This window comes from Paenibacillus sp. FSL R7-0204 (genome assembly GCF_038002225.1).
Lineage (GTDB): Bacteria > Bacillota > Bacilli > Paenibacillales > Paenibacillaceae > Paenibacillus_AQ.
In genome coordinates this window covers 6555059-6578543 of the sequence record NZ_JBBOCA010000001.1, presented here as the reverse complement: position 1 = coordinate 6578543, position 23485 = coordinate 6555059, and the positions used below count along the sequence as shown (strand labels likewise).

Below are 23485 nucleotides of genomic sequence, written 5' to 3'. Positions count from 1 at the left end.
AGCATGCATCCAGCAGCGGGTTGGTTTATAATGGGATCACATTAGAATATCTGCATATAAGGGGGGTAGCGATCATGACAAGAATAGGCTTAATCCGGCACGGCAGCACACGCTGGAATCAAGAGGGGAGGGTCCAGGGCCACACGGATAATCCTTTGGACGAGGAAGGCTTCCGGCAGGCCGGCGTGCTTGCGGAGCGGCTAAGCGGTGAAGCGTGGGATTATATCTATTCAAGCGATTTGCTGCGGGCCAGAGAGACGGCGGAGACCATCGCCGGGAGATTGGGTATCCCGCTGGCCGGTCTCCTTCCGGACATCCGGGAGATGAACGGCGGATTAATTGAAGGAACCACAGAGAGCGAGCGGATCGAGCGCTTCGGCAGCCAGTGGAAGACAATGGATCTGAAGCTGGAGAGTCAGGAGCTGGCCCGTGAGCGTGGAGTGCGGGCGATTGAAGAGCTTGCTGCGCGCCATCCCGGCAGCAATGTACTGGTAGTCAGCCACGGGGCTATTCTGCGGAGTACGCTGGCCGGACTTGTGCCTTCCCTGGATGTAAGTGTGCTGCTGAAGAACACCTCTATCACCTGCCTGGTCAAAAAGAATGACAGCTGGAACTGTGAATTGTACAACAGCGCGGAGCATATGGACGGATAGGACGGGATATTTCAGAGTATTTCATTACAATAAAGCGCCTGTCCTGCCGATAATAGGCATAGTGCTTATCCGCTAGGGAGATTCATTTACAGCATCTCTTGCCGGAGTTGTTCAGAATTTGTTCAGTCTGTTCCTGTACAGTAGCGCTTGAAAGCGATAAAACCGTAAATTCATTGATAGGCTGAAGGAGGGCGTAAGACTAGTGGAAGAGGCCCGCAATTATATGCTGACGATTCTATCCATACTTATAGGAGTCCTGACCGTATATAGCACGCTCAGACTGACAAGGGATTTCGCCAGACAACCGCAAAGAACCCGGGCGGTCCGCTCGAGCCTTGTGGTACTGGTAATTAGTGCCGGGCTTGGTTGCATGCATCTGCTGGGCAGAAGAGCCTTAACCGGCTTCACTACAGATGGCAAAAGCCTGTTGATCTCTTTGTTCCTGTACATGCTGACACTCGCCGGTATTCTGTATCTGTTCCTGCGGTTGCGCATGATACTTGGGGAGCGTGAGCAGCTCAAGGAATTGGCATACCGGGATACGCTGACCGGCCTGCTGAATAAGAACGGAATGGATCATTTCTGGGATCATTGCAAAGTCAGCGAGCAGCTTGCGGTATTATATCTGGACCTGAACCGGTTCAAATCGATTAACGATACCCTCGGCCATCATACAGGGGATCTGTTACTGGAGGCCGTAGGAACCAGCCTGCAGCAATTCACCTGCAAGGGCAAGCGGCATATTTTCCGGGTGGGCGGAGATGAATTCGTCATTATCGCCAAACGCTACAGCCGCAAAGAGGCAGAGCAGCTTGCCCTTAAGGTTCTGGAGCGCATCACCCGTACCTATAAGCTGGAGAGCCATGAATTATTCGTGTCCGCGAGTGTCGGGATCACGATAAGCCAGGGCCGGATCGATCCGAAGCAGCTGCTTCAGGAGGCGGATTCGGCTATGTACAATGCCAAGCAGCTGGGAAGCGGGCGTTGTGCCGTATACAAGCAGGAGAGCCGTATTCCTTCCGTGAAGCTGGTCAGCAGCTCAAGAGCGCAATAAATATTTCGTTCAACAGTCCCTAGTCCCGAACTGCGGGCGGAATGTATGCGAAAACCGAACACATTGTGCCGGTGTGAAGGTGCGTGGCGGGATGGGCAAATTCCCCGGTCTAATATCGAAGCTAAGCCCCACTTTGTGGGGCTTTTTTGTTGTTAAGGAAATTATGATTTTCTTCTGTTGTGGATAAGTGGCACGCAGGTAATCTCATTCACCCGTAAGGGTGATTTTGTTCAAAATATAAGAATTTATATGTTGCACACGATAAATTATCCTTCTATTTCCCGCTGAAACGGTACCGTCCTTTAAAAGGACGGCAAAGCCGTTTCCCTTGTAATAGCGGCTGCGCCATCCTTATGGACAGCGCAGCCGTGTTACCTATGTCAGACGCCTCTGGCAGCCAAAAGTCCGGCCAGAACATCCGGATGATCGGTAATGATCCCAGCCACCTCAGCATCGATTAGAGCCTGCATCCGCTCGGGATCATTAACCGTCCACGGATGATAGACAATGCCTTTCTCCGCAGCAGCATTCACGAACTCCGGCAGTACTGAGGAATGATGGGCATGCAGTGCATCCGCCTGCAGGGTAGCCGCGTAATTCCAAGGACGGTACAGCCCCTCGCCGTAGAGAATACCCGTACGGATCTCCGGTGCCAGTGACTTGCAGTAGGCCAGGGAATAATGATTGAAGCTGGAGATTACCACCCGCTCACTCATGCCCTGCTCCCGGACAGCGGCGATGACCTTCTCTTCCATGCCGGGATAGAGGAAGGTCCCGTTCTTCAGCTCTATATTTAGAATCGTCTCCCGGCCCTGCAGCAGATCCAGAAGCTCGTCCAGTGTCGGAATCCGTTCTCCTGCGAACTCAGGGCTGAACCAGGAGCCTGCGTCCACCTCCAGCACCTCACGAAGCGTCTTATCCTTCACATAACCGCTGCCTGAAGTGGTGCGGTTAAGACTCTCATCATGGATCACTACTACTGCTCCGTCACTGGTCATTTGTACGTCGGTCTCAATGCCGGTTGCACCAAGCTCCAGACCCTTGCGGAAGGCCGCCATTGTGTTCTCCGGGGCGGCTGCGGATGCGCCGCGATGCGCGAAATTAATGATGTTCATGTCGAGTAGTTCCCTCCATCTCTATGATGTAATGCAGCCCGTAGTGTCCGGGCCCCTTATAGTATATTCCACATCACGTCAAGAAACCCTGTCCCCTGTTCTATAAAGGACGGGTTTCTTGAATTTTACCGTGGTACGTTCGGAAGCAATCGCTTAGAATAGACAACAACTATACTACCTACAGAAAGAAGCGATAAAGCTTGAAGTTTTGCATGGAATGCGGAAGCCGCCTGGTAATGAAGGAATGCAATGGAGAAGGAGAGGTACCCTACTGTGTATCCTGCGCCGTCTTCAGATTCCCTGTGTTCAGCACAGCGATGAGTACAGCCGTAATGAACCGGGGGCTCGATAGAATCCTGCTTATCCAGCAGTATAAGCGCAAGGATTACATTCTGCTCGCCGGGTACGTGAATAAGGGAGAGAATGCTGAAGCGGCCCTGATCCGTGAAGTGAAGGAAGAAGCGGGGCTTGAGGTGATTGCTTATGAATATATGCGCAGCCAGTATTTCGCCCCGTCTAATACATTAATGCTCAATTACATCAGTGTGGCTGACACGGAGGACCTGAGTGCCATGAGCGACGAGCTGGACCACGCAGCCTGGTTCACACTGGATGAAGCTGCGGACGCCATATTACCAGGCAGCCTCGCAGAGAGCTTCCTGCTTACAATTATTGATAAGCTGAGACAGGGACGGGCTCTGGAGGATTTTACAGCGGTTGTCCGGTCATTCTGAATTCTGAAGGCTAAGGCTTCCCTTATGCAGAGACGATGTCGCGGATTTTCTCATGTACCTGCTGCGCCTCCAGGAAGGCTGCGGAATATTGCAGATCTGTTTTGCGGGCCGGCAGGCGCGGCGGGAGAAAAGGAATGGATACCATAGGCGTATCTGCGCTGCTAAAATAGATTCTGAGCGTCAGCTCGCGGATCTCCTCGTCAGGACTGCCGCCCTGGACAGGCTCTGTGAATTCATAGCTTGCGGCGGCACCTGCCCGTATTCTCGGTGTACTGTTGGTAATCCGGCTGGTCTTGCTTACCTTGCTGAGAGTCAGAGCATTCTCGACAATCTCTGCTCCAAGGATGGCATCGAACGTATACAGGGTGGCTGTCGCCGGCTCCGGCTTCCCCGGATGCAGCAGCCCGATGGCGAGCGCCTGGCCTTCTTCGTCCAGGGCAATCAGATGGGATTCGTCTGGAGTTATGAACCGCTGGGGGAATTTCAGGCTGAAGGCGGACAGGGCATGGGTAGCCCCGCTATGGCCCGCAGCCCTGGGACGGGAGAGTCTGTACTGAAGAACCGCAGCCAACAGCAGGAGAGACACGCCAAGCACAGCAAACAGATACACCAGGATCATGAGCACTGAACCGCCTCCTCACAAGGTTGTGCGGGCTGCCCTTCCTGCAATCACTTTGGGCACAACCCGCTTCGTAAGCTTTGGCAAGTGAACTATTAATAGATATGCGGGAAGAGATCAGGTATGTATGACTTCAAGCGGGGTACTGGTGGAATTCACAGGTGTTCCTGAAACTGCGTTGATCCAGGCCGCGTACAGACGTCCAAGACCCACAAGCAGCAGCGGCAGAATCAGCAGCAGTACAAATCCGGTTCCGCATAGAATCCACGAGCGTTCATCTGAGGTTGTGCCGGACAGGAAGAAGAAGAACTCCGGGTCCAGCATATTCAGATCATAGGAGAATACCGATGAACTGATTCGCTGGGCCACAGGTGACACAAGAGCACTGAAGGCCACCGCAGGCAGAACCAGTGCTAGTGTGAACCCCAGAATACCTGCGGGCAGCTGGAGGAGACTGTACAGGATTCCCCGGTACGACTCCCTTTCGCGGAGCTGGTGTCCTAATGTCCGCAGCCCCTCCCAGCGGAAGGCGGGAGCATGATCTGCGGCGGCAGGCAGCCCTGTTCCACGTCGGCTGTTGCCGCTGGACCAGGCTTCAACGATCTTGTGTTCATTGGACATCATGCTGCGGCACCAGGCCAAGGTCAGGGCCAGCAGCGGCAGCCCCACCCATACAATAATCAAGGGCAGGCTTGCACATAGACCTGTAACAGCAATTACGAAGGCGATGATTCCTTTGGGCAGAGAGAGGATCAGCATTTTCCACGCGTGTATACTTTGTCTTATCATTCAGGGCGCTCCATTCCGGATTTCCAAATTTCAACTTCTTCAGTATAGAGGCTTCATCCAGAGAACACACTCTCCAAAAGGCGGGAAAAATCCTGGTCGCAGGTCTAGTACTGACATAGTCAGGAATCTTCCTGCTATTTACAATGTTTATCTTTATACTAAGGGTAGAGCGGTTTATAAGGATTACGACTAAGAAGGGGAGTGTAGCAATTTATGCTGTTAGAGGTTATAGCAACTACAGTAAATGATGCGGTCATAGCGGAGCGTTATGGTGCTGACCGGATTGAACTGGTCACGGGTATCCGGGAGGGCGGATTAACGCCCAGTCTGGGACTGATCGAAGCGGTCCGGGAGAAGGTCAGTATTCCTGTGAGAGTGATGGTCAGGCCGCATGCACGCTCCTTCGTGTATGACGCATCCGATGTGGAGACCATGCTGCGCGATATCCGCCATATAGCCGGGGTAGGCGGGCTGTCTTTGGTTATGGGCATGCTCCGCCAGGACCGGACAATAGATGAAGAACTGCTGAATCGGCTGCTGGAGCGGGCAGGGGGGATGGAGGTTACCTTCCACCGTGCGTTCGACGAGGTGCAGGACCAGCTTGAAGCCCTTGAGGTCTTGATGCGGTATCCGCAGATTACCGATATCCTGACCTCCGGCGGGACTGCTGCGGCCAATACACCCGGCGGTATGGTAAGGCTCGCCGTATTGGAACGGCTGTCTGCCGGTTCTTCGCTCTCCATCCTGGCAGGCAGCGGTCTGAACGCCGCAGATCTGAAGGATTTCGTTACAAGGACCGGAGTCCGCCGGGTACACTTCGGATCGGCGGTCAGGGAGGAGGGCGATCCGCTGAAGCCCATTGACCCGGAGCGGCTTGAAGCCATCCGTGCGCTTCTCAAGCCCTAGCAGGCGGGCCATTACAAATTGCGCTGAATGTATGCCAAAAACTACATTATGCTGGCGCGCAGGTAATCCCATTCATCCGTTAGGATGACACCCGGACCGCTGCCCGGGCTACTCCCCTTTCTGCCCCCCCAGCAGTCTGTGCAGCAGTGTGAGCAGCCGCTCCCGGGTCAGCGCATCGCCGGAATTCCATTTGGCTTCATCCAGCATATAGGCATGGCCCTGCTGTACGGCAGGCAGACTGCTCCAGAGCTCCGTCTGGAGCAGCTCCTCCATAGCTTCCCGCGAGTCCTTCCGCTCTGGAATCAGCATGAAGACACGGTCCCCGGCGTAGCTGTGCAGCATCGCCGGGTCCACTTCGCGGAACCCCAGATCCTTGTCCAGAATGTCCTTAATCTCCGCTGTCGGCTGCAGGCCGCCAGGGGCATATAAGGCCGTGGACAAGCCGGTCATGCCCATGGCGTATAGATGGTTGCCATGGTCATAGAACAGCGCCGAAGCTGTCTCACCCGCCCGCAGCCCTCCGGCGTAGAGACGCTGCCACATGGCGGCGTTCTTCGCATGGTAGGCTTGCAGCCAGACCTCAGCTTCGCGCTGCTTCCCGAGCCACTCTCCAAGAATCCGCAGCCGCTGCTCCAGCGGTGCGAAGGAGTCGAAGGTGAGGGACGGCGCAATGCCGGATACCTCCCGGTAGACCTGTTCATCCGGGCTTGCGAGGATAATCAGGTCAGGCCGGACGGACCGGGCCAGCTGGGGGTCCAGCGGAAATCCGACGTTGGCTAAACCTTTGACCCGGTGGCTATAGACGCTGCCCCGGGCGAACGCTTCGCCGCCGCCGACCGGCTTTACCCCCAGGGCCAGCACATCGCCCAGGGTCTCCCCGTGGTAGACAACGCGCTTCGGACGCTCCGGGATGTCCACCGAATGTCCGGTCCAGTCCGTGACGGTAATCCGGCGCTGCTGCGACCGGGCATATTGCCCGGGAGTCACTCCCGTCTTCTGCCGGAAGCGGCGGCTGAAGTAGTATTCGTCGGAGAAGCCGACCTGCCGGGCAATCTCGCGCAGCGGCTCGGCGGCTTCAAGCAGATAAGTCTTCGAGTGCCCAATGCGCACATCGGTCAGATAATCGAGCGGGCGCTGTCCGGTCAGTTTCTGGAAGATCGGAGTATATTGCCAGGGGGAGACTCCGGCCAGCTCCGCGAGCTGCTTCACCGTGATGCTCTCCTTATAATGCTGCTGCATAAAGTGTACCGTGCTCTCCACCGATTGCGCCGGACTTGGCAGCTGGCGGGTGGAGTAGTTCTGTTCAAGCAGCAGGAGAAGCAGCTCCTGGAAGCGGATTTGTTGTCTGAAATGCTGTAGCTCATCGCTGCCGTCATGGTGCGCAAGCAGCTCTTCCGCCAGCCGGATCACTCTGGTGAAGGGGTGGACAATCAGCTCTTTTTGCCCCGGGAGCAGTTCATCCAGGCAGAACGCAGGGGAATCCCCTGTAGTGAAAGCGGCAAAAGTCAGCACATAATAATAAAGCGTCAGCTCCCGGTTATCCAGGCTGTACGAGGTTCCGGGAGGCAGCAGACAGCACTTGTCCGCATGCACAGAGAGTGAAGTCTGCTCAGTGATACCGAGTTCACCGCGCCCGCCCGTAAACAGCAGGAGCGTATGCTGCTCCGCAGTCTGCACTGCCGATATAGTGTCAGCGCTCTGCATTATCAGCTCAATGCTCCTTAATTGAAACAGCAGGGAACGGAGAGGGGCAGACGGGAGTGCAGACAGGTGGTCAGGGGGAGGGGCAGGCTGGCGCAAGGCTCGGTTCTCCTTTCAGGGCAGATCAGAATTTGCTTTTATATTGAGAATGATTATCAATTAATACTATTGTATATAAAATAAAGCAGCTTATCAACAGGCGTTGATAAGCTGCTTTTCAGTGTGTCTGCCCCGGAATTATTGCTTGCCCAGCATGGCAGGAATCTCGCCTAGCAGCCATTCTCTTGTGGAAGCATCACTGGAGGTCTTCATGATGTCCTGCGTGTAAACGAAGCCGTTTTTGACGGCTGGAAGGCTATTCCACACCGCGCTTTCCAGCAGCTTGTCAGTGGATTGCTTAGCTTCTTCCGCTATCGGAGTCAAGAGAAAGATCCGGTCCCCGGCATATTCCCGGAGTACCTCCATTGAGATTTCCTGGAAGCCCATCCCTTCATCCAGCACTTGTTGAATGGTCGGGGTAGGCTTGAAGCCTTGCTCTCCGTACAGTACCTGCGAGAGGCCCGTCGTTGCCATTACGAACAGCCGGTCCCCCGGATAATAAGTGAAGACCGAAGCGGTCTCGCCGTCCTTCATGCCCGAAGCCTTAAGCTGCGCCCACATCGCCTGTTCCTTCAGCGCATACTGAGCCAGCCAAGCCTCAGCTTCAGACTTTTTGCCCAAGAGATCCCCGAGTTCCAGCATCCGCTCCTTCAGCGGGGCGAAGGTATTGAAGATAATCGTTGGAGCAATTTTGGACAGAGCCTCGTAATCTGCTTCCTCAATGCCGGCATAGATGATCAGATCGGGCTGAAGCTCCACCGTTTTCTCCAGATTGATCGGGAACCCGACATCCTCCACGCCGCCCAGCTTGTCCTCGAATACCTGACCCTCGCCCATGGAGAGCGGATAGCCGATGGCTTGTACACCGAGGGCTATCAGATCGCCGTAAGTTTCCCCGGAATAGATAATCCGCTGAGGCTTTACAGGAATCTCTGCCGTATGGCCTTTGTAATCCGTGTATGATCGGGTTGCAGCTACAGCCGCAGCTGTGGCCGAAGCTTCAGCAGCAGGAGCGGCGGTAGTTGCCGGTGCCTGGCTGTTCTGCTCCTTATTGCTGCTGCAGGCGAGCAATAAGGTGCTCATCAGGAAGATGATGCACAGGATGGCTAAGGATGATCTTGCCTTGTTCATGATATGTATGCCTCCCAAAGATAGTGTAATTACCAATAATGATAATCATTCTCGCTTGAGCCATCATAAATTATAGCCCGCCGTTACTCAATAGACAAAACGCAATGCAGGAATTGATTTTGTACAAATTTTTTTTGTCTATTTTGTTAATAACATATTGATAATATCAACAAGGTCTGCTATGATGTTGTTAATAACAAAATAATAATAACAATTGATTAATAACTGAGTTTCCCCTCTGCTTAACAGATGACTCAGAATACAACCCCTAGGAGGTAATGGCCATGTTTGGATTCCGGTTCGTGAAATTTCAGCCCAGTGATTATGTGCTTAAGGTGAAGAATGGCAAGGTAGTGCGTGAAGGGGTCGGGCTTTCTTTTCATTATTATGCGCCGACGACTTCGGTGGTTGTGGTGCCTGTCTCTTCGATAGATGTACCATTCATGTTCGAGGAAATTACGGCGGATTATCAGACGGTAACCGTCCAGGGACAACTGACTTACCGGATTGTCGATTACCGCAAGACCACCCAGATCCTCAACTACACCTATAATCTCAAAAAGAACACCTATCTCTCCGACGATCCGCACAAGCTGGCCCAGCGGGTAATTAATATCGCCAAGGTCCTGACCAAGAAGCAGCTCGGGCAGCTCCCGCTGAAGGAGGCCATCCAGTCGAGTGAACGTCTTGCCAAGATGATTACCCATGAAATCGGCCAGAGTGCGGAGATTGAGAAGCTGGGCATTGAGCTGATGGGCTTGTCCATTCTGGCGATTGTACCGAATAAGGAGACGCTGCGGGCCTTGGAAGCGCAGGCCAGGGAGGAGATGCTCCGCAGCGCGGATAACGCGCTATATGAGCGGCGCAACGCTTCGATTGAGCAGGAGCGGCGGGTGAAGGAGAATGAGCTGAATACGGAGATCGCCGTTCAGACGAAGAAAAGGCAGATGCGTGAGGCGCTGCTTGACTCTGACCGTTCAGCGAAGCAGAAGCAGAATGAGATGAAGGAAGAGCAGCTGATTTTTGATACGGAGCTGGAGGAGAAGAAGCAGGCGCTGATTGAGCTGGCTATAACGAATAAGAGAGCCGAAGCGGATGCCAAGGCTTATGAGCTGACGGCGATAATGAATTCGCTGCAAAATGTATCGCCTAACGTCCTGCAGGCGCTGACGAATGTCGGCATGAACCCGGATAAGCTGATTGCCATCGCCTTCCAGGAGCTGGCGGAGAATGCCGGGAAGATCGGCCAGCTTAACATTACGCCGGATCTGCTGCAAGGAATTATGGCTGGTTCGGCAGGAGGCGGCGCCGGAGCAGAAAGAGGAGGTAACGGCCGATGAGCAGCCGGGGATCGGAGAACAAAATCATACTGATCAAACGCAAGACACGCCTGGAGGAGCTGGTGGTCCGCTACAATACGATCCAGCAGGCCCAGTTCTATATTGAACGGCTGGGAGCCGATTTCAGCGACTACTTAAGCGAGGATTTCCAATACCGCAAAGCGGTGGAGACCGCAGTGACCGAGCTCAGCGCCATCGGCCGTCTCCAAGTGCTGGAGCGCCAGCATGTGCCGAATTTCATCTTCGGGGCCGAGGATACCGTAGTGGTCCTGGGCCAGGACGGTCTGGTCGCTAACACGCTGAAATACCTTCACGAGCAGCCGCTGATCGGGGTGAATCCTGATCCGCTGCGCTGGGATGGCGTGCTGTTGCCCTTCAGAGTCAAGGAAGTCCGGCAAGTGGTGAGTGAGGTGCTGCGCGCCCAGCGCCAGGTCCGTGAGGTCACCCTTGCCAAGGTGGAGCTGAATGACGGGCAGAGTCTGTACGGGGTGAACGATCTGTTCATCGGCCGCCGGACCCATGTCTCAGCCCGGTATCAGCTGGAGCTGAACGGGCAGCTGGAGCAGCAGTCCTCCAGCGGCATCATTGTCTCGACCGGCCTGGGCTCCACGGGCTGGCTCAAGAGTGTGCTTGCCGGAGCCGCAGGCATCGTCAGCCGTGCCGCACAAATGCAGCATGCAGAGGCTGAACAGACAGCCCGGGTGTCTGCGGAAGTTGCCGCAGTCAGTGCAGGCAGCGGGCTGGCCTGGAACCATCCTGAGCTGTATTTCACCGTGCGGGAGCCTTTTCCAAGCCGGACGACCTCAGCAGAGCTGGTATTTGGGAGAATCAGCAGCAGTCTGCCGCTGCGCATCACTTCGCAGATGCCGGAGGACGGTGTGATCTTCAGCGATGGCGTAGAGAGCGATTATCTGGAGTTCAACTCCGGGGTGGAAGCGACGGTTGGATTGGCGGAGAAGACCGGCAGGCTGGTAGTCTAGACGAACACGAAGCTCGGACCGTCAACGCCGGTTACGCCAAAAGGGTTCTCTCAGCTTCCGCTGCTGCGGTCTGAGAGAACCCTTTTTCGAAATACAAGAATGGATATGCTCGCCGCTCTTCCTACTGGAAGCTTCGTCCCTGGTTCATTGGAGCGTTATAGGAGGAGCCTGCGGACATCGGTGTCTGCATTGGCGTATGCATCGGCTGGTGGTTGATCCCCGCGTTGATCGGGCTATGCAGTGAGTTCACCGGCTGGCTGTTTGAAGTGAAGGACGGGCTAAAGGAGGAGTTATACCCTCCCATTCCTGTATTGTGGCTCTGACCCATTGGCTGGTTCTGTCCCATAGAATGCATTAGTCCCATCTGGTTCCCGGAATTGAAGCTTGGAATGCTTGTATTGGTATTGAAGCCGGAAGTCTGCGGGAACTGTTCCATCGATCTGACCGACTGCGAGATCTGCTGCAGCTGCTGCATCGCGGTCTGATGGCCCTGCAGCGCCTGCTGGATCATCTGAATGGCCTTGCTGTTATGCTGGCTGAGCTCCTGGAGCTTGGCGGCATCCTGCTGCTCCTGCTGAAGAAGCTGCTGGTAATTCTGCGTTCCCTGCTGGGTCTGTGCCATCAGCTGCTGAATGATTTGTTCGCATTCCCGGATCTGTGCAGATGAGTTGGTATTCAAAATTTTTAGCCTCCTTGAGATGGGTGTTATGGTCATGCGGGCTTATTATCTCTGATGGGACTGGCGAATATTCATGCTTCGGTGTGCAAGGGAGGCGCTTCCGCCCAGAACGGTTACAATATTGCAAACGTTGCGTCACTCCGGGCGGGACGAGTTGATAAGAATAGGTACAGGCTGCTCTGCAACTATTGCGGCAAATGAACGTCTATTAGAAAAGACAATCCAGAATCATCCATAACCTGGAGGTGGGGCAACTATGAGTCAGCGTGAACAGGCAAGCCGGCTTCAAACGTATTTTCCAAAAAGCATCGCGCTTACACTGGTATTCGTAATGCTTTTGACCGCATGCTTCACAGGATCAGCCGCAGCGGCATCATCATCCTCAGATCTGATCATCGTGAACAAAAAAACGAACAAACTGGCGTACTACAGTGACGGTAAGCTGGTGAAGATCTTCCCGGTCGCTACCGGCAAGACGAAGAGTCTGACGCCTGAAGGCAGCTTCAAGATGGTAGTCAAAATCAAGAACAGACCCTATTACAAGGATAAGATTCCCGGAGGCGATCCGGCCAATCCGCTGGGGGACCGCTGGCTGGGGCTGGAGGTAAATGATACTTACGGCACGACCTACGCCATTCACGGCAACAACAATGAATCCTCAATCGGTAAATATGTTAGCGCCGGATGCATCCGCATGCACAATGACGATATTCACTGGCTGTATCCGAAGATTAAGAAGAATACCCGGGTCATCATTACAACCTCCGGGCTGGAGATGGCAAGCATTGCCGAGAAGAACGGCTACCGGCTGGGGTCGACTATGATTGCGGGAGCTTTTGTCAAGGGCGGGGAGAAGCTGCCGGTGAAGAGTTCCTTCCTGCTGGAGGATTCGCGAGTGTATATTCCACTGAGTGAATCCGTGAAGCTGCTGGGCGGAAGCCTAATGCAGGAGGCGGGAACCGGAGCGCTCATCATCACAATAGGCAAGAATACAGCAGTTCACAAGCCGCTCAGCACGAAGGCCAAAGTGAACGGCAAAACGGTGGAGATGCTTGCCTCCAAAAGTATAGACGGCCGCCTGTACATTCCGCTGGGCAGCTTAACGCCGTTGTTCGGCCTGCCGTTCACCTGGAATGCTAAAGAGGGAGCAGTGAAGCTGTAAAGTAGTAGTGGCTGCACAAGGCCAGATTATCCAACCAACATGCCGCCGTATACTGCGGCTCCAGAAGCCAGCCGATCGATTATTGATGGGCTGGCTTCAGTGTTTAACCAGGTGGAGTAGAGTGACAGGATACATTGAGAATAGTAATATGAGAGAGATTTGTTATATTTTTGATCTGCCAGAACTCCCCGGAGGTACGGGATGCCAAGCTCGCGGAAGCTATGGATGCCGAGTCGTGGATCATAGAGGGCGTACATTACCAATGGGGAACCGAAAGCTTCCGGCAAGCCGATCTGATTTTTCTGATTCAGCCTAAGGCTTATGTACAGGATGCCCGGGTCATCAGCAGGTTCATGAAGACCAGGCTGGGGCTGGAGCAAGGGAATTATAAGCAGTCGTTCAAGTATCTCCGGGTGATGCTGCTGGAATGGAACCGCGGCTTCAGGAGGGAGGGTATTCCTGCGATCATGGCATTAACCGAACAGTATCAGGCTAAGCGGATCATCGTGCAGGAGAATCTTGAGATTTTGCAGCATGTGGGCAGGTATGTGCAGGGGAAGAGTGTGCGGGAAACGAGTGATTAATTCGATTATACAGGAGGACATCATGGGCAAATTGGCAACTTTTATTGTAGAGATGCTGCGTCTGGTGATTCTGCTCATTCTTACGCTGTTTGTGCTAGGAGGCGTGGAGCAGTGGATATTCAAAATGGCATATGGAAGGGAAGGCTTCCTGTACACTGCCTTACCAGGTAATCTGCTGGTGTTCTTTGTGGTGTACCGCAACTATTGGCAGTTCAAAGGCTGGTATCAATCAGAGAAGAACCGCAAGCTTAACCCGGGTTTGACCCGGAGTCTCATTGTCGTTGCGTTGTTTCTGATTGTGCTGCCGGGGTTATGGACATGGGCATGAACGATGGATTACTTATGGAGCCGTGGATCGAGGAGCAGCTTAATGTATACGAATTTGTAGGCTTTTGGAAAAGAGTGCTGATTAATATCATTGACTCACTTATTCTTATCCTTCCTACCTATACACTGACCCGGATTTCAGTGTCGGCGGCGGAGTCGGCAGGGTCAGCTTTTCCGCTTTTTATACAGTTTGCACTGCTTATGGTGTTCAATATATTTATGGTTGTCCGATACGGCGGGACGCCGGGCAGGCTGCTTCTGGGGGCAAGAATCGTTGATGAGAATGGAAGATACCCGGTGCTCCGGCAGGCTTTGATCAGGGATAGTTTTATTATTGTTAACAGCTTCCTGGCAGTGATCGTTAGTCTGAATACCGAAGCTTTATCCGCTATACCAAGCAGTCTCGTGAACTGGAGTCCGCTTGCGGCCGATATAAATGTTTTTTTGGGCTGGGTAGTGGTCGTGGATTGCCTATTCATCGCGTTTACCCCGCGCAAGCGGGCGCTGCATGATCTGATGGCCCGAACTTATGTGGTGAACAAAACGGCGCTGGAGCGTGATCAGACAGGGAAATTCATAGCATAAGGCAATGCATATAATACCTGGATCAGGAGGTCTGCGCCTGCAACCTTTGTTACAGCCCCTGCGTCATAGGGTGCAGTTTAGACAAAAGAGGATGTTTCCCATAACGAAGGAGATGGCAGCATGACTACATCTATTAGAACAATCACAGGTATTCTTATCGTTGGGGCGATGCTCAGCCTTACAGCCTGTAATTCCGGCAAAACGGATACACCATCAAACAATACGGCTGCTGCTACAGCAACTGTGCAGCCAGGGGATAGCGCTTCATCGGCAACAGGAGGTGCGCAGGTACGCGAACCCGGCTCAGTTGATGGCGCTGCTGCGGGCGCAGAGCCTGTAACTGCAGACCCTGAAGCCGCCGCCGGAGCCTCAGCAGAGTCTGCGGTCACTGAAGTTGCAGGGGCTGAAGCAGATGCCGTGGCTCCCGCCAGCCCGCAGGAGCGGAGCAAGCAGCTGAAGGAGCTACTTGAGCTTGCCAAGCAGGGCAAGGTGCCCGGCGTCGAATATGCTGCACACACCGGACTTATTGATGAAGTGGAAGCCGCGTGGGGAGAGCCGGACCTCAAGGAATCGGCAGGCAAAGGGATCTATTCCACATATTCGGGTAAACAGGTGGTAATCGGCTTCAATAAGGGCAGCAAGATTTTCGATGTGCGCTCCAGCGCCTCGGACCTGCGTAACCTGACACTGGAGCAGATTGAAGAAGTACTCGGCAAGCCGGATGCTACCACCGTGAATGGCGAGCATAACATCTATATTTATCAGGCTAACAAACAGTATCAGCTCAAATTCATCATCCCGGAATCAACAGGAACGGTAGATCATATCTCGGTGTTCTCGGAGCAGGACTCCATTAATAATATGGCAGGCTAGAATTGGGTTAATCGTTGATTCGGGTTGAGTCCTCTTACAGCGGCAACTGTATGGGGGCTTTTTGTGTATGCGAAAAACCGAACACAATATGTCGGAGCGAAGGTGGACGGGCTGCATAAGTTCTTACATCCTCCGCCTGCTATCGTGTAAGCAAGTTCAAGCTGATATAATCGACTTGTGGATTTATTAGCAGCAGAAGAAGAAAAGAGGCACCGCCATGCATCTGGAGTTGAACGGAAGTGAATATAAGGTATCCGCCGGAGGATTAACGGTAGAGCTGCTGCCCAAGGAGTTCGCGCTGCTGCAGTTTCTGTACCGTAACCGGGGGCGGACCTTCAGCCGGGAGCAGTTGCTGGATAAAGTCTGGCCGATGGAGTATCCGGTGGAGCGGACCGTTGACGATCATATCTACCGGCTGCGCAAGAAGCTGCGGCTACTGGGCGGGATCGACATTAAGACGATTCGTGGCTTCGGCTATAGCCTGTCGATCCCGGGCAGCTTGGAGGGCGTGGCGTTGAATCCGGCAACGAATGACCCGGAGTTGCGGGATACGATGCGTGAGGTGTTCATGAAGTTCCATGTCTACGGTCAGGGGAACTCCATGCTCACCCTTGCCCGCCAGCAGGACATCCTTGGCTATGAGCTGGACGCGCATTATTCTATGGTTGTTCATTTTGTGCAGGGAGATTTGGAGTGGCTGATCCATACGGATGAGATTCCGTTGAAGGACCGGCTCTTTTACCTCAATTTGTTCTACTTCTTCATTGGTGATCCCAGGGAGAAGGTGGCGTACGCCGAGCGCCTGATTGCCCGGAATCTGCTGAACCCGCCAGAACAAACCGAGCTGGAGATTCTCACGATGCTGGACATGTACACCCTTGCAGGTCAGCCGGAAAAAGCGCTGGAACACCTGAAGCGTTCCTACCAGGTCATTGCCGGACCCGGCTTCGAGAATTTCATCCCGGTCACGGTAATTACCGAGCTGTTCATCCATCTCGCAGCGGGAGCTGGAGATGAAGAGCTGGAACGGATGGATGAAGCCGTCAGCGGGATTTTGCAGGACAAGCCTTTTTTGCGTGAGATTGGCAATTACAAGGTAGTGAAGGGACTCTGGAAGCTGCGGCGTGAACAGTGGATAGAGGGGGAGCGGCTGCTCCATGAGGGATTACAGGTGCTGGATATGTCGGGATTCGTGCCACTGCGCTTCTATGCGTTGTACAAGATTCATCATTTTTGCCGGATGTTCCTGACCGGAAGTGCCTCGGACCGAAAGTATAATAGCCTGTTTGCAGCCGAGCTTGAAGCCTGTGGCCTGGCCAGACTGGAACACACCCTGGAACACATCCTGTTGCCGCTGCTGGAGACCCCATGATAATTCTCTGACAATTCTCCGTTACTTTAGAATCATAGATGGAGCTTCATCTACGATCTTATGTAACCTGGAGGAGTGTCAGATGGAACAATCAACCAAGCAGGGAAACAGCCTGCTTCATAACAAAACGTATATGCGGGTGTACAGCGCTTTTGCCACGGCGAGTTTCGGCGACTGGTTCGATGCACTGGCCATTCAGGTACTGGTCGGTTACCGCTGGCAGGCCGGGCCGCTGATGCTGGCGCTCATTCCGGTAGCGCTGGCGCTGCCGAGTATTCTGCTTGGCTCAATTGCCGGGGTAGCTGCCGACCGGCTGAACAAGCTGAAGCTGATGCGCATCTGTGATCTCCTGACGGCGCTGCTGACGCTACTGGTGCTGTTCGCCCCGAGTATGGTCTGGCTGTTGCCTCTGCTGGCGCTGCGTTCAGCATTGTCTACACTGAATATGCCCGCCCAGCAGTCCTTGACCCGCAGTCTCGTGAGAGAGGACCAGCTGCTGCAAGCCTCGTCACTGAACGGACTGGTCAACCAAGGCTCCAAAATCGCCGGTCCGCTGCTCGGTGGTCTGGCGCTCGCCTTCCTTACGCCGCAGTGGTGCATCCTGCTCAATGCCTTGCTGCGCGGCTGCTCTTATCTGCTGCTGCTATCCGTAAAAAACATCCACACGGATGAAGAAGACAGCAAGCAGCCGGAGGCGCCGGAAGACAAGATTCCGCTCCATATGATGTGGCGGGAAGGCTGGAGCTTCATGCTGCGCAGCCGGCTGCTGCTGAATACGATGTTGTTCGGGCTGGCCGGAACGCTGGTGATTCAGGTGGTTGATTTTCAATTCACCAGCCTGTTCAGGGTATTCGCACCCGAGCGGGAATCGCTGCTCGGCTGGATGGTGGCCGCAGCCGGAGCGGGAGCCGTGCTGATCATCCTGATCCTGAACAAATTAACCTCGGAAATCAGGTATGGCTGGAGGCTCGGCTCCGCGTGTGTATTAATCGGCGGGTCGATTGCGGCGCTGGGTCTGCTCCAGCCGGGGGCATCTATTATTTGGGTGCTGCTCATCGGGTTTGTACTGGGGATCGGCAACGGGGTGTACATGATTACTTTCAACTATTGTCTGCAAAAAGAAACCCCGCCGCACATGACTGGCCGGATCTTTGGCATCCAGAACACTATACTCGGCACGGTGCTCATTGTTGCACCTTTGCTGGGCGGTTTGCTTGTGCAGTATGCAGGTCCTGCCCGTATTTTTGTTAACATTGGCTTGCTGCTGTTGATTCTGGGTCTGACAGGTGTGGCGTTCGGCCGGCAGCTCTGGCCGGTGACGGGGTCTACAGCGGAAGCCGCTCAGCCAGCGGTAGAGAGTAGCTAAGAAGGTTAACGGATCACTAATTTCTGTATGGACGATTAGGAGGAGCATATGACAACTTATATCTATATGGTAAGACACGGGGATTCGCTGCGGACCGGGGTGGATGAATGGACGCGCGGCCTGTCGCCCAAGGGCAAGGAGGATGCCCTGCAGGTCACGGAATGCCTGAAGGATGAAGGGATAGATGTGTTGTACAGCAGCCCGTATATCCGGGCGGTCGATACGATTGCGGATTTGGCGGATCAACTGGAGCAGGAAATCATTCTGATCGATGATCTTAGAGAAAAGGTCTGGATGGAGGGCAACCAGCAGCTATCCGACGAAGGCTTATACGATGAACTCCAGAAGATGTACACCGATCCCGATTATGCCCTGCCGGGCGGGGAATCGAACCGGGAGTGCCAGGCACGTGCAGTGAAGGCGCTGCTGGAAATCCTGCAGACCCATGCAGGGGAGCGGGTGGTCATCGGAACCCACGGGCTGGTCATGGCCTTGATGATGAGCTATTTTGCCCCGGAATATGATCTGGACTTCCTGCTGCAGACGACCAAGCCGGATATCTATGTCATGGAGTTCAAAGAAGATGAAGTACTGGTCCGGCGGATGCCTCTGTAAGCTGAGGGCAGAATAGTTATTACTAGAAAGTGTAAGTATTTAGCTTAGCTTGCACCTTAACAGATTTAAGTCTGATGCTGTACTCAAGTAGGAGCGGCAGCCCTATAACCCATAAAATCGCACCGTATTCGCCGTCAGCTTTGCTCTGGCTTCGGCAACGGAATAGCCATGCAGCGCCCCCCAGGCGGCGGCCACGTCATGGACCATAGCCGGATGGGTGGTGCGCCCGGCGAACGGCCCTTCAAACGGCCAGGGGCCGTCCGTCTCTGCCATGACCAGCTCCGGCGGATAGCGGCGTGCCAGCTCCTGAATCTCCGGTTCATAGAGGATGTCGGGAGTGAAGGAAATGTAGTAACCGCGGCTAATCATCCGGTCAACGGTAGCGGCGGGGCCCTTGAACCAGTGGAAATGGGCCTGCGTAAGGCCATGCTGCTCCAGCAGATCGCATACGGTCCATGCATCCTCATAGACGGCATGCAGTACTACAGGCTTGCCCAAACGTGCAGCCAGTCCAAGAAGTCTGTCCAGAAGCTGAATGTAGGGTGCCATATCCCAAGCTTCGCCACGCTCCAGAGCTTCTGCCCGGGAGTAGTAGGGAAGACCGATTTCACCAATAGCGACCATATTGTCCGCATGGTCTGTAATCCATTTCAGCAGCGCGTTCAGTTCTTCCTCCGTAGGCAGCGCCTGCTCTGGATGGAAGCCATAAGCAGGCTTCACGAGGCCGGGATATCTGGCTGCGAGCTCCCGGGTACGCTTGCTGGAAGCGTGGTTCATCGAGACTGCGATCAGGGCCTTTATGCCCTGCTCCGGCAGTCCCTCCAGCATGGAGGACAATACGTTGTCCTCATATTGGTCCAGATGAATATGGGCATCAATCATTTGCAAGCCTCTCCTTCCAGCAGCGGATTTTTTACTCCACAATGGCCTCACCGCGTTCATGCGGTTCAAAAGCAATGGACCCCAGCTCCATCCCCGCCTTACCTGCCTTATATACCAGCTTCAGGGTACCGACACTCTCGGTCATGCCTACCATCAAGCTGGTATCTGCAAGCAGTTTGTTATTCTCCACTGAGTAGTAGGTCACTGCGCCAATGGCCGCTTTGCTTCCGAAATACTTCAGCCCGTCCTCAGCACGGTCCGGGAGTCTGAGCGTCACCTTGGAGGGCGCGGGTCCCGGAAGCTCCAGCTTCAGCAGCACATCATTCTGATCCAGCGAAATACTGGAGGATACTGCTGCACGGGCGGCCTCGTCCGCAGCAGGCACCGATATTTCCTTCCACTGTTCCGGCTTAACCACATGAACCTCCTGCGCCACCAGTGAGGTACCGGTACCCAGTGTAAATACCACTGTGGCCTCCGGTTTGCCGTCAGAATCTACATCGGCATAGAAGAGCTGAGGCGGGTGCGAGTAGTCTCTGGATACGGTCCAGTTGAAGCGCTGCTTTTTCCCGTTCACTTCAAGAATGAATCCTTTGTAGGTATTGCCGTCCTTCAGGGCAGCATAAAGCTTCACCTTGTTGTTATTGGCGGCAACGGCAAGAGGTTCTGCGGGAACCCTGACGGTGGTGCTCAGATCGCCAGGCGTAACGGTAACCCGGCTTCCTCCGGTCTTCAGCTCCGTGACAGCTCCCGTTAGGGAGTCCAGCGTAGCTGCCGCGATGTACACACGCCCGGCCTTCAGCAGTACGGGCGCATCCAGCGTCTCATTAGCGCCTCCGTCCGTCTGGGTATAGCTGACTTGCATGGAAGCGCTGCCGGGCGTAAGAATCGTCTTGTCCCAGCTTGTGGACAGAGTAAGCTGCTTGAGGGTGTTATTCCATTGCAGCTGCATCGGATAGAACTCCAGCAGCGTGCGGGCCGGAACATACAAGATGCCGCCGGAATGGAAGGGCGCAGCATAGGGCAGGACGGCTTGTCCATCTACAATAAGAGATAGCGGTGCAGGAGCAGAAAGGGCTGTATCTATAGGTGATGCCGCAGCAGCGCCAGCGAGGAGCAGGGCAAGGGCAGTAGCAGCGAGAATTTTTTTCATAAGATAACCTCCGGAGTCTGGAAATTCCAATCTCTTGTATTATAAATGAAAAACGCCGCCTGCGGGTCATGTTCTGTTAACAAAGATAAGACAAGCCTGTTACAGCCCTAGCTCATACTGTATTGTGCCTATCCGCCTGCAACTTGCCACTTATATAGTAGCCTTGCAGGAACCTCACGCTTCAAGCGCCTGAAGGGCAAGCGACACCAGGGCTCTGACGGAAGCCTCGCCCAGTTCTCCCCCAGTCAGCAGCAGACGGTAGAAGATGGGGCCATAGACGAGATCAATACAACTCCCGATATCGAGTCCCTGCTTCAGTTCCCCTTGGGCAATCCCCCGTTCAAACAGCTTCCGGGCTTCCTCGCGGCGCGGGCCGAAATATCTGCTCCGGTATGCCTCCGCCAGTCCGGTATCGGATTGCCCTTCACCGATCAGCTCCGTAATGACTTTACCTTCCCGGCTGGTGAGGAACTGCGCGAGCGTCCCCGCATGAATCAGAATGTCCTCCTTGGCGGAACCGGTATCGGGAATTGGAAGTCTGGCGTTAGCAGCGTACAGATATCCGTCCATCACCACCGCCGCTTTATTCGGCCACCATTTATAAATCGTTGCCTTACTGACCTGGGCCTGCTCCGCGATCTTCTCTACGGTAACTGCGCCGAAGCCCGTCTCCAGCAATAATTCATATGAAGCGTTCAGAATAGCGTTCTTGGCCTCGGTATTGCGCGGACGGCCTCTTTTTTTCTCCATGATGATTCCTCCTGACAGTACTAGTTCAACTATAATTGGAGTATACCATAAAACCGCCTATTTACAATACTGAACGTTTAGTATATTATTTGGTCATAGCAATTAATGAACTGGATGTTCAGTATTTAAAAAATGGAAGGTGGAGTTTCAAATGAAGGCTTACGTCCCGGTGCAACAACAAGCAGGTTCCCCTGAAGACGCAAAGGCTGTTCCCGGCTGGATCACATTTCTGCTGGCCGTATCCTGCGGACTGATCGTGGCGAATCTCTATTATACCCAGACGCTGGTTGGGCCCATCGGGCAGGCGATTCATCTGTCGGCCGGAGCGACGGGGCTAATCGTTACCCTGACGCAGATCGGTTACGTAGCCGGACTGCTGTTCATTGTCCCGCTCAGCGATATTATTGAGAACCGCCGGCTGACTGTGATGTCGCTGATTCTGGTTGTGGCTGCCCTGGCGCTGTCCGTCCTGGCACCAAATGCACCGCTGTTCCTGGCCGCCTCCTTGCTGATCGGGCTGGGCTCGGTAGCAGCGCAGGTCCTGGTGCCCTATGCCTCCTATCTGGCCACAGAGGAAGATCGCGGCCGCGTCGTAGGCAATGTAATGAGCGGACTGCTGCTGGGCATTATGTTCGCCCGCCCGGTCGCCAGCTTCATGGCCGGACTCTGGGGCTGGCAGTCCATCTTCATCGTCTCGGCTGTCGTTACTGCGCTGCTGACGCTGCTCCTGTCCCGTGTCCTGCCCGCCCGGAAGCCCGCTCCCGGCTTGAGATACGGACAATTACTCCGCTCTCTGGGCACATTGCTCACGCATACGCCGGTGCTGCGGCGCCGCGCTCTATACCAGGCCAGCCTGTTCGGCGCCTTCAGTCTGTTCTGGACGACCGTTCCACTGCATCTGTCCAGCGAGTATCATCTGTCTCAGCAAGGAATCGCCCTGTTTGCCCTGGCTGGCGTGGGCGGAGCCGTAGCCGCGCCGATTGCGGGCAGATTGGCTGACAAGGGCTGGACCCGGTTATTGACTGGTCTTGGCATTTCACTGGCCGTTCTCTCTTTTATTCTGGCCTATCTGCTGCGGGATACCTCCAATCTTACACTAGGCCTGCTGGTGCTGACGGCGATTCTGCTCGATATGAGCGTGTCCGGTAATCTGGTGCTGGGGCAGCGGGCGATTTATTCACTGGGCAATGAGACAAGGGGGCGGCTGAACGGCTTGTTCATGGCGATTTTCTTCATTGGAGGAGCCGTGGGATCATCACTCGGGGGCTGGGCGTATGCTTACGGCGGCTGGAGTCTGACAACCCTAATCGGGCTGGCACTGCCAGTGCTGGCGCTGATCTGCTTTTTGAGCGAGAAGAAGGAGCACGCTTGAGAAAAGGAGCCTTGGCGTTCAGCAATAATCCGCATAGCCAGTAATTCCTAAAAAAACTACAGTAGGCAGAGGAGCTTCGATCCTTTGTCTTTTTTTTCGTTCAGAGATGTAATGGATTCGATAAATAGAGCGTATTAGCTCATGTAAATTACAGAAATTAGTCGAGAAAGCCCACTCCTTTTGGGGTGGGATGAATCGTCTTTGTTTAAGGAATATCCTTATGCTGTCAAAATTTACAATCCTATAGAAATACCAAAACAACGGTATCATTAATTAACTATCATTTTGTTTTTTTGCCCTAGATACAGACGTAAAGTGCTATTCAATCAAGTGGAGATTCAGTTTAAGTGAAATGGTTATAGAGATATGTGCCGAACAGGATTGGAATATACTCGCAATGGAGGTCATGCCTGATCATGTGAATTTTTTCTAAACGCACTGCCAAGCGATTCTCCCGCAGAACTTATGGCGAAACTGAAAGGAATCACTTCCCCGCCCTCCGTGAACAATGTAAGCACTTGAACCACTTGCTTTCCTTCTGGACTCGTTCCTACTTTGTCAGTACGGCAGGGAACGTTTCAAGCGAAACGATCAACGATATATTGAAGAACAAAAAAAGGGGGTGAAACCCTGCAAACCGTAAC

24 protein-coding genes and 1 pseudogene are annotated in these 23485 nt (G+C 54.1%); 16 read left to right on the top strand and 9 right to left on the bottom strand.

Features of this window, described 5'->3' with window-relative positions; translation table 11 throughout:
• Window positions 1-74: 74 nt before the first annotated feature.
• Window positions 75-653 carry a histidine phosphatase family protein gene (locus tag MKX42_RS28540; protein WP_340756433.1) on the top strand — a complete coding sequence of 193 codons (579 nt, stop codon included), beginning with the start codon at window positions 75-77 and terminating at the stop codon, window positions 651-653.
• A 202-nt stretch (window positions 654-855) separates the two neighbouring features.
• A complete protein-coding gene (locus tag MKX42_RS28535; RefSeq protein WP_340756431.1) occupies window positions 856-1707 on the top strand; it encodes a GGDEF domain-containing protein in 852 nt (283 codons plus the stop codon).
• Window positions 1708-2087: 380 nt separating this feature from the next.
• On the opposite strand, the gene MKX42_RS28530 is transcribed toward MKX42_RS28535, so the two are convergent.
• The gene (locus MKX42_RS28530) at window positions 2088-2822 is read right to left on the bottom strand and encodes a glycerophosphodiester phosphodiesterase (RefSeq protein WP_339254033.1); all 735 of its coding nucleotides are present in this window, start codon (window positions 2820-2822) and stop codon (window positions 2088-2090) included.
• Window positions 2823-3058: 236 nt separating this feature from the next.
• Between MKX42_RS28530 and MKX42_RS28525 the strand changes: the two genes are divergently transcribed.
• Complete coding sequence (locus tag MKX42_RS28525) at window positions 3059-3556, top strand: NAD(+) diphosphatase (RefSeq protein ID WP_340756429.1); 498 nt, start codon at window positions 3059-3061, stop codon at window positions 3554-3556.
• Between the two features lie 22 nt (window positions 3557-3578).
• Here MKX42_RS28525 and MKX42_RS28520 read toward each other — a convergent pair whose 3' ends face one another.
• Together MKX42_RS28520 and MKX42_RS28515 are read right to left on the bottom strand one after the other, a co-directional pair.
• Window positions 3579-4181: a hypothetical protein gene (locus MKX42_RS28520; RefSeq protein ID WP_340756427.1), complete on the bottom strand. Its 603-nt coding sequence runs from the start codon at window positions 4179-4181 to the stop codon at window positions 3579-3581.
• A 111-nt stretch (window positions 4182-4292) separates the two neighbouring features.
• The gene (locus tag MKX42_RS28515; RefSeq protein WP_340756425.1) at window positions 4293-4964 is read right to left on the bottom strand and encodes a sensor domain-containing protein; all 672 of its coding nucleotides are present in this window, start codon (window positions 4962-4964) and stop codon (window positions 4293-4295) included.
• 213 nt (window positions 4965-5177) lie between these two features.
• Here MKX42_RS28515 and MKX42_RS28510 point away from each other — a divergent pair, with 213 nt between their 5' ends.
• Window positions 5178-5870 carry a copper homeostasis protein CutC gene (locus MKX42_RS28510; RefSeq protein ID WP_340756423.1) on the top strand — a complete coding sequence of 231 codons (693 nt, stop codon included), beginning with the start codon at window positions 5178-5180 and terminating at the stop codon, window positions 5868-5870.
• 108 nt (window positions 5871-5978) lie between these two features.
• On the opposite strand, the gene MKX42_RS28505 is transcribed toward MKX42_RS28510, so the two are convergent.
• Window positions 5979-7574, bottom strand: coding sequence for a helix-turn-helix domain-containing protein (locus tag MKX42_RS28505; protein WP_340756421.1), 1596 nt, complete (start codon window positions 7572-7574; stop codon window positions 5979-5981).
• Window positions 7575-7808: 234 nt separating this feature from the next.
• Window positions 7809-8801 (bottom strand): ABC transporter substrate-binding protein, encoded by a 993-nt coding sequence (locus MKX42_RS28500; protein WP_340756419.1) that lies wholly within the window; start codon window positions 8799-8801, stop codon window positions 7809-7811.
• Window positions 8802-9085: 284 nt separating this feature from the next.
• On the opposite strand from MKX42_RS28500, the gene MKX42_RS28495 reads away from it, so the two are divergent.
• Both MKX42_RS28495 and MKX42_RS28490 read left to right on the top strand, forming a co-directional pair.
• The gene (locus MKX42_RS28495) at window positions 9086-10141 is read left to right on the top strand and encodes an SPFH domain-containing protein (RefSeq protein WP_340756417.1); all 1056 of its coding nucleotides are present in this window, start codon (window positions 9086-9088) and stop codon (window positions 10139-10141) included.
• A complete protein-coding gene (locus MKX42_RS28490) occupies window positions 10138-11121 on the top strand; it encodes a sugar kinase (RefSeq protein WP_340756415.1) in 984 nt (327 codons plus the stop codon). The genes MKX42_RS28495 and MKX42_RS28490 overlap by 4 nt, the downstream gene beginning before the upstream one ends.
• 121 nt (window positions 11122-11242) lie before the next feature.
• On the opposite strand, the gene MKX42_RS28485 is transcribed toward MKX42_RS28490, so the two are convergent.
• Complete coding sequence (locus tag MKX42_RS28485) at window positions 11243-11800, bottom strand: hypothetical protein (RefSeq protein ID WP_340756414.1); 558 nt, start codon at window positions 11798-11800, stop codon at window positions 11243-11245.
• A gap of 256 nt (window positions 11801-12056) precedes the next feature.
• Here MKX42_RS28485 and MKX42_RS28480 point away from each other — a divergent pair, with 256 nt between their 5' ends.
• The 8 genes from MKX42_RS28480 to MKX42_RS28445 all read left to right on the top strand — a co-directional run bounded on the left by MKX42_RS28480 (window position 12057) and on the right by MKX42_RS28445 (window position 18684).
• Window positions 12057-12962 (top strand): L,D-transpeptidase family protein, encoded by a 906-nt coding sequence (locus MKX42_RS28480; protein ID WP_340756413.1) that lies wholly within the window; start codon window positions 12057-12059, stop codon window positions 12960-12962.
• Between the two features lie 170 nt (window positions 12963-13132).
• Window positions 13133-13546, top strand: coding sequence for a hypothetical protein (locus tag MKX42_RS28475; protein WP_340756412.1), 414 nt, complete (start codon window positions 13133-13135; stop codon window positions 13544-13546).
• A gap of 22 nt (window positions 13547-13568) precedes the next feature.
• On the top strand, window positions 13569-13874 hold the full coding sequence (locus MKX42_RS28470) for a hypothetical protein (protein ID WP_340756411.1): 306 nt from the start codon (window positions 13569-13571) through the stop codon (window positions 13872-13874).
• Complete coding sequence (locus MKX42_RS28465) at window positions 13865-14458, top strand: RDD family protein (RefSeq protein WP_340756409.1); 594 nt, start codon at window positions 13865-13867, stop codon at window positions 14456-14458. Before MKX42_RS28470 ends, MKX42_RS28465 begins: the two co-directional genes overlap by 10 nt.
• Window positions 14459-14578: 120 nt before the next feature.
• On the top strand, window positions 14579-15331 hold the full coding sequence (locus MKX42_RS28460; RefSeq protein WP_340756407.1) for a YjgB family protein: 753 nt from the start codon (window positions 14579-14581) through the stop codon (window positions 15329-15331).
• Window positions 15332-15548: 217 nt separating this feature from the next.
• Window positions 15549-16703, top strand: coding sequence for a winged helix-turn-helix domain-containing protein (locus MKX42_RS28455; RefSeq protein ID WP_340756405.1), 1155 nt, complete (start codon window positions 15549-15551; stop codon window positions 16701-16703).
• Window positions 16704-16785: 82 nt separating this feature from the next.
• A complete protein-coding gene (locus MKX42_RS28450; RefSeq protein WP_340756403.1) occupies window positions 16786-18069 on the top strand; it encodes an MFS transporter in 1284 nt (427 codons plus the stop codon).
• 48 nt (window positions 18070-18117) lie between these two features.
• Window positions 18118-18684, top strand: a complete 567-nt coding sequence (locus MKX42_RS28445; RefSeq protein ID WP_340756401.1) for a histidine phosphatase family protein — start codon at window positions 18118-18120, stop codon at window positions 18682-18684.
• A 102-nt stretch (window positions 18685-18786) separates the two neighbouring features.
• Here MKX42_RS28445 and MKX42_RS28440 read toward each other — a convergent pair whose 3' ends face one another.
• From MKX42_RS28440 to MKX42_RS28430, 3 genes are all read right to left on the bottom strand, one after another.
• The gene (locus tag MKX42_RS28440) at window positions 18787-19566 is read right to left on the bottom strand and encodes a TatD family hydrolase (RefSeq protein WP_340756400.1); all 780 of its coding nucleotides are present in this window, start codon (window positions 19564-19566) and stop codon (window positions 18787-18789) included.
• 31 nt (window positions 19567-19597) lie between these two features.
• Window positions 19598-20719, bottom strand: coding sequence for a stalk domain-containing protein (locus tag MKX42_RS28435; protein ID WP_340756398.1), 1122 nt, complete (start codon window positions 20717-20719; stop codon window positions 19598-19600).
• Window positions 20720-20893: 174 nt separating this feature from the next.
• Window positions 20894-21469 carry a TetR/AcrR family transcriptional regulator gene (locus MKX42_RS28430; protein WP_340756396.1) on the bottom strand — a complete coding sequence of 192 codons (576 nt, stop codon included), beginning with the start codon at window positions 21467-21469 and terminating at the stop codon, window positions 20894-20896.
• Window positions 21470-21620: 151 nt separating this feature from the next.
• Here MKX42_RS28430 and MKX42_RS28425 point away from each other — a divergent pair, with 151 nt between their 5' ends.
• Both MKX42_RS28425 and tnpA read left to right on the top strand, forming a co-directional pair.
• Window positions 21621-22841: an MFS transporter gene (locus tag MKX42_RS28425; RefSeq protein ID WP_340756395.1), complete on the top strand. Its 1221-nt coding sequence runs from the start codon at window positions 21621-21623 to the stop codon at window positions 22839-22841.
• 212 nt (window positions 22842-23053) lie between these two features.
• A pseudogene (gene tnpA, locus MKX42_RS28420) lies at window positions 23054-23484 on the top strand (IS200/IS605 family transposase).
• Window position 23485 lies beyond the last annotated feature (1 nt).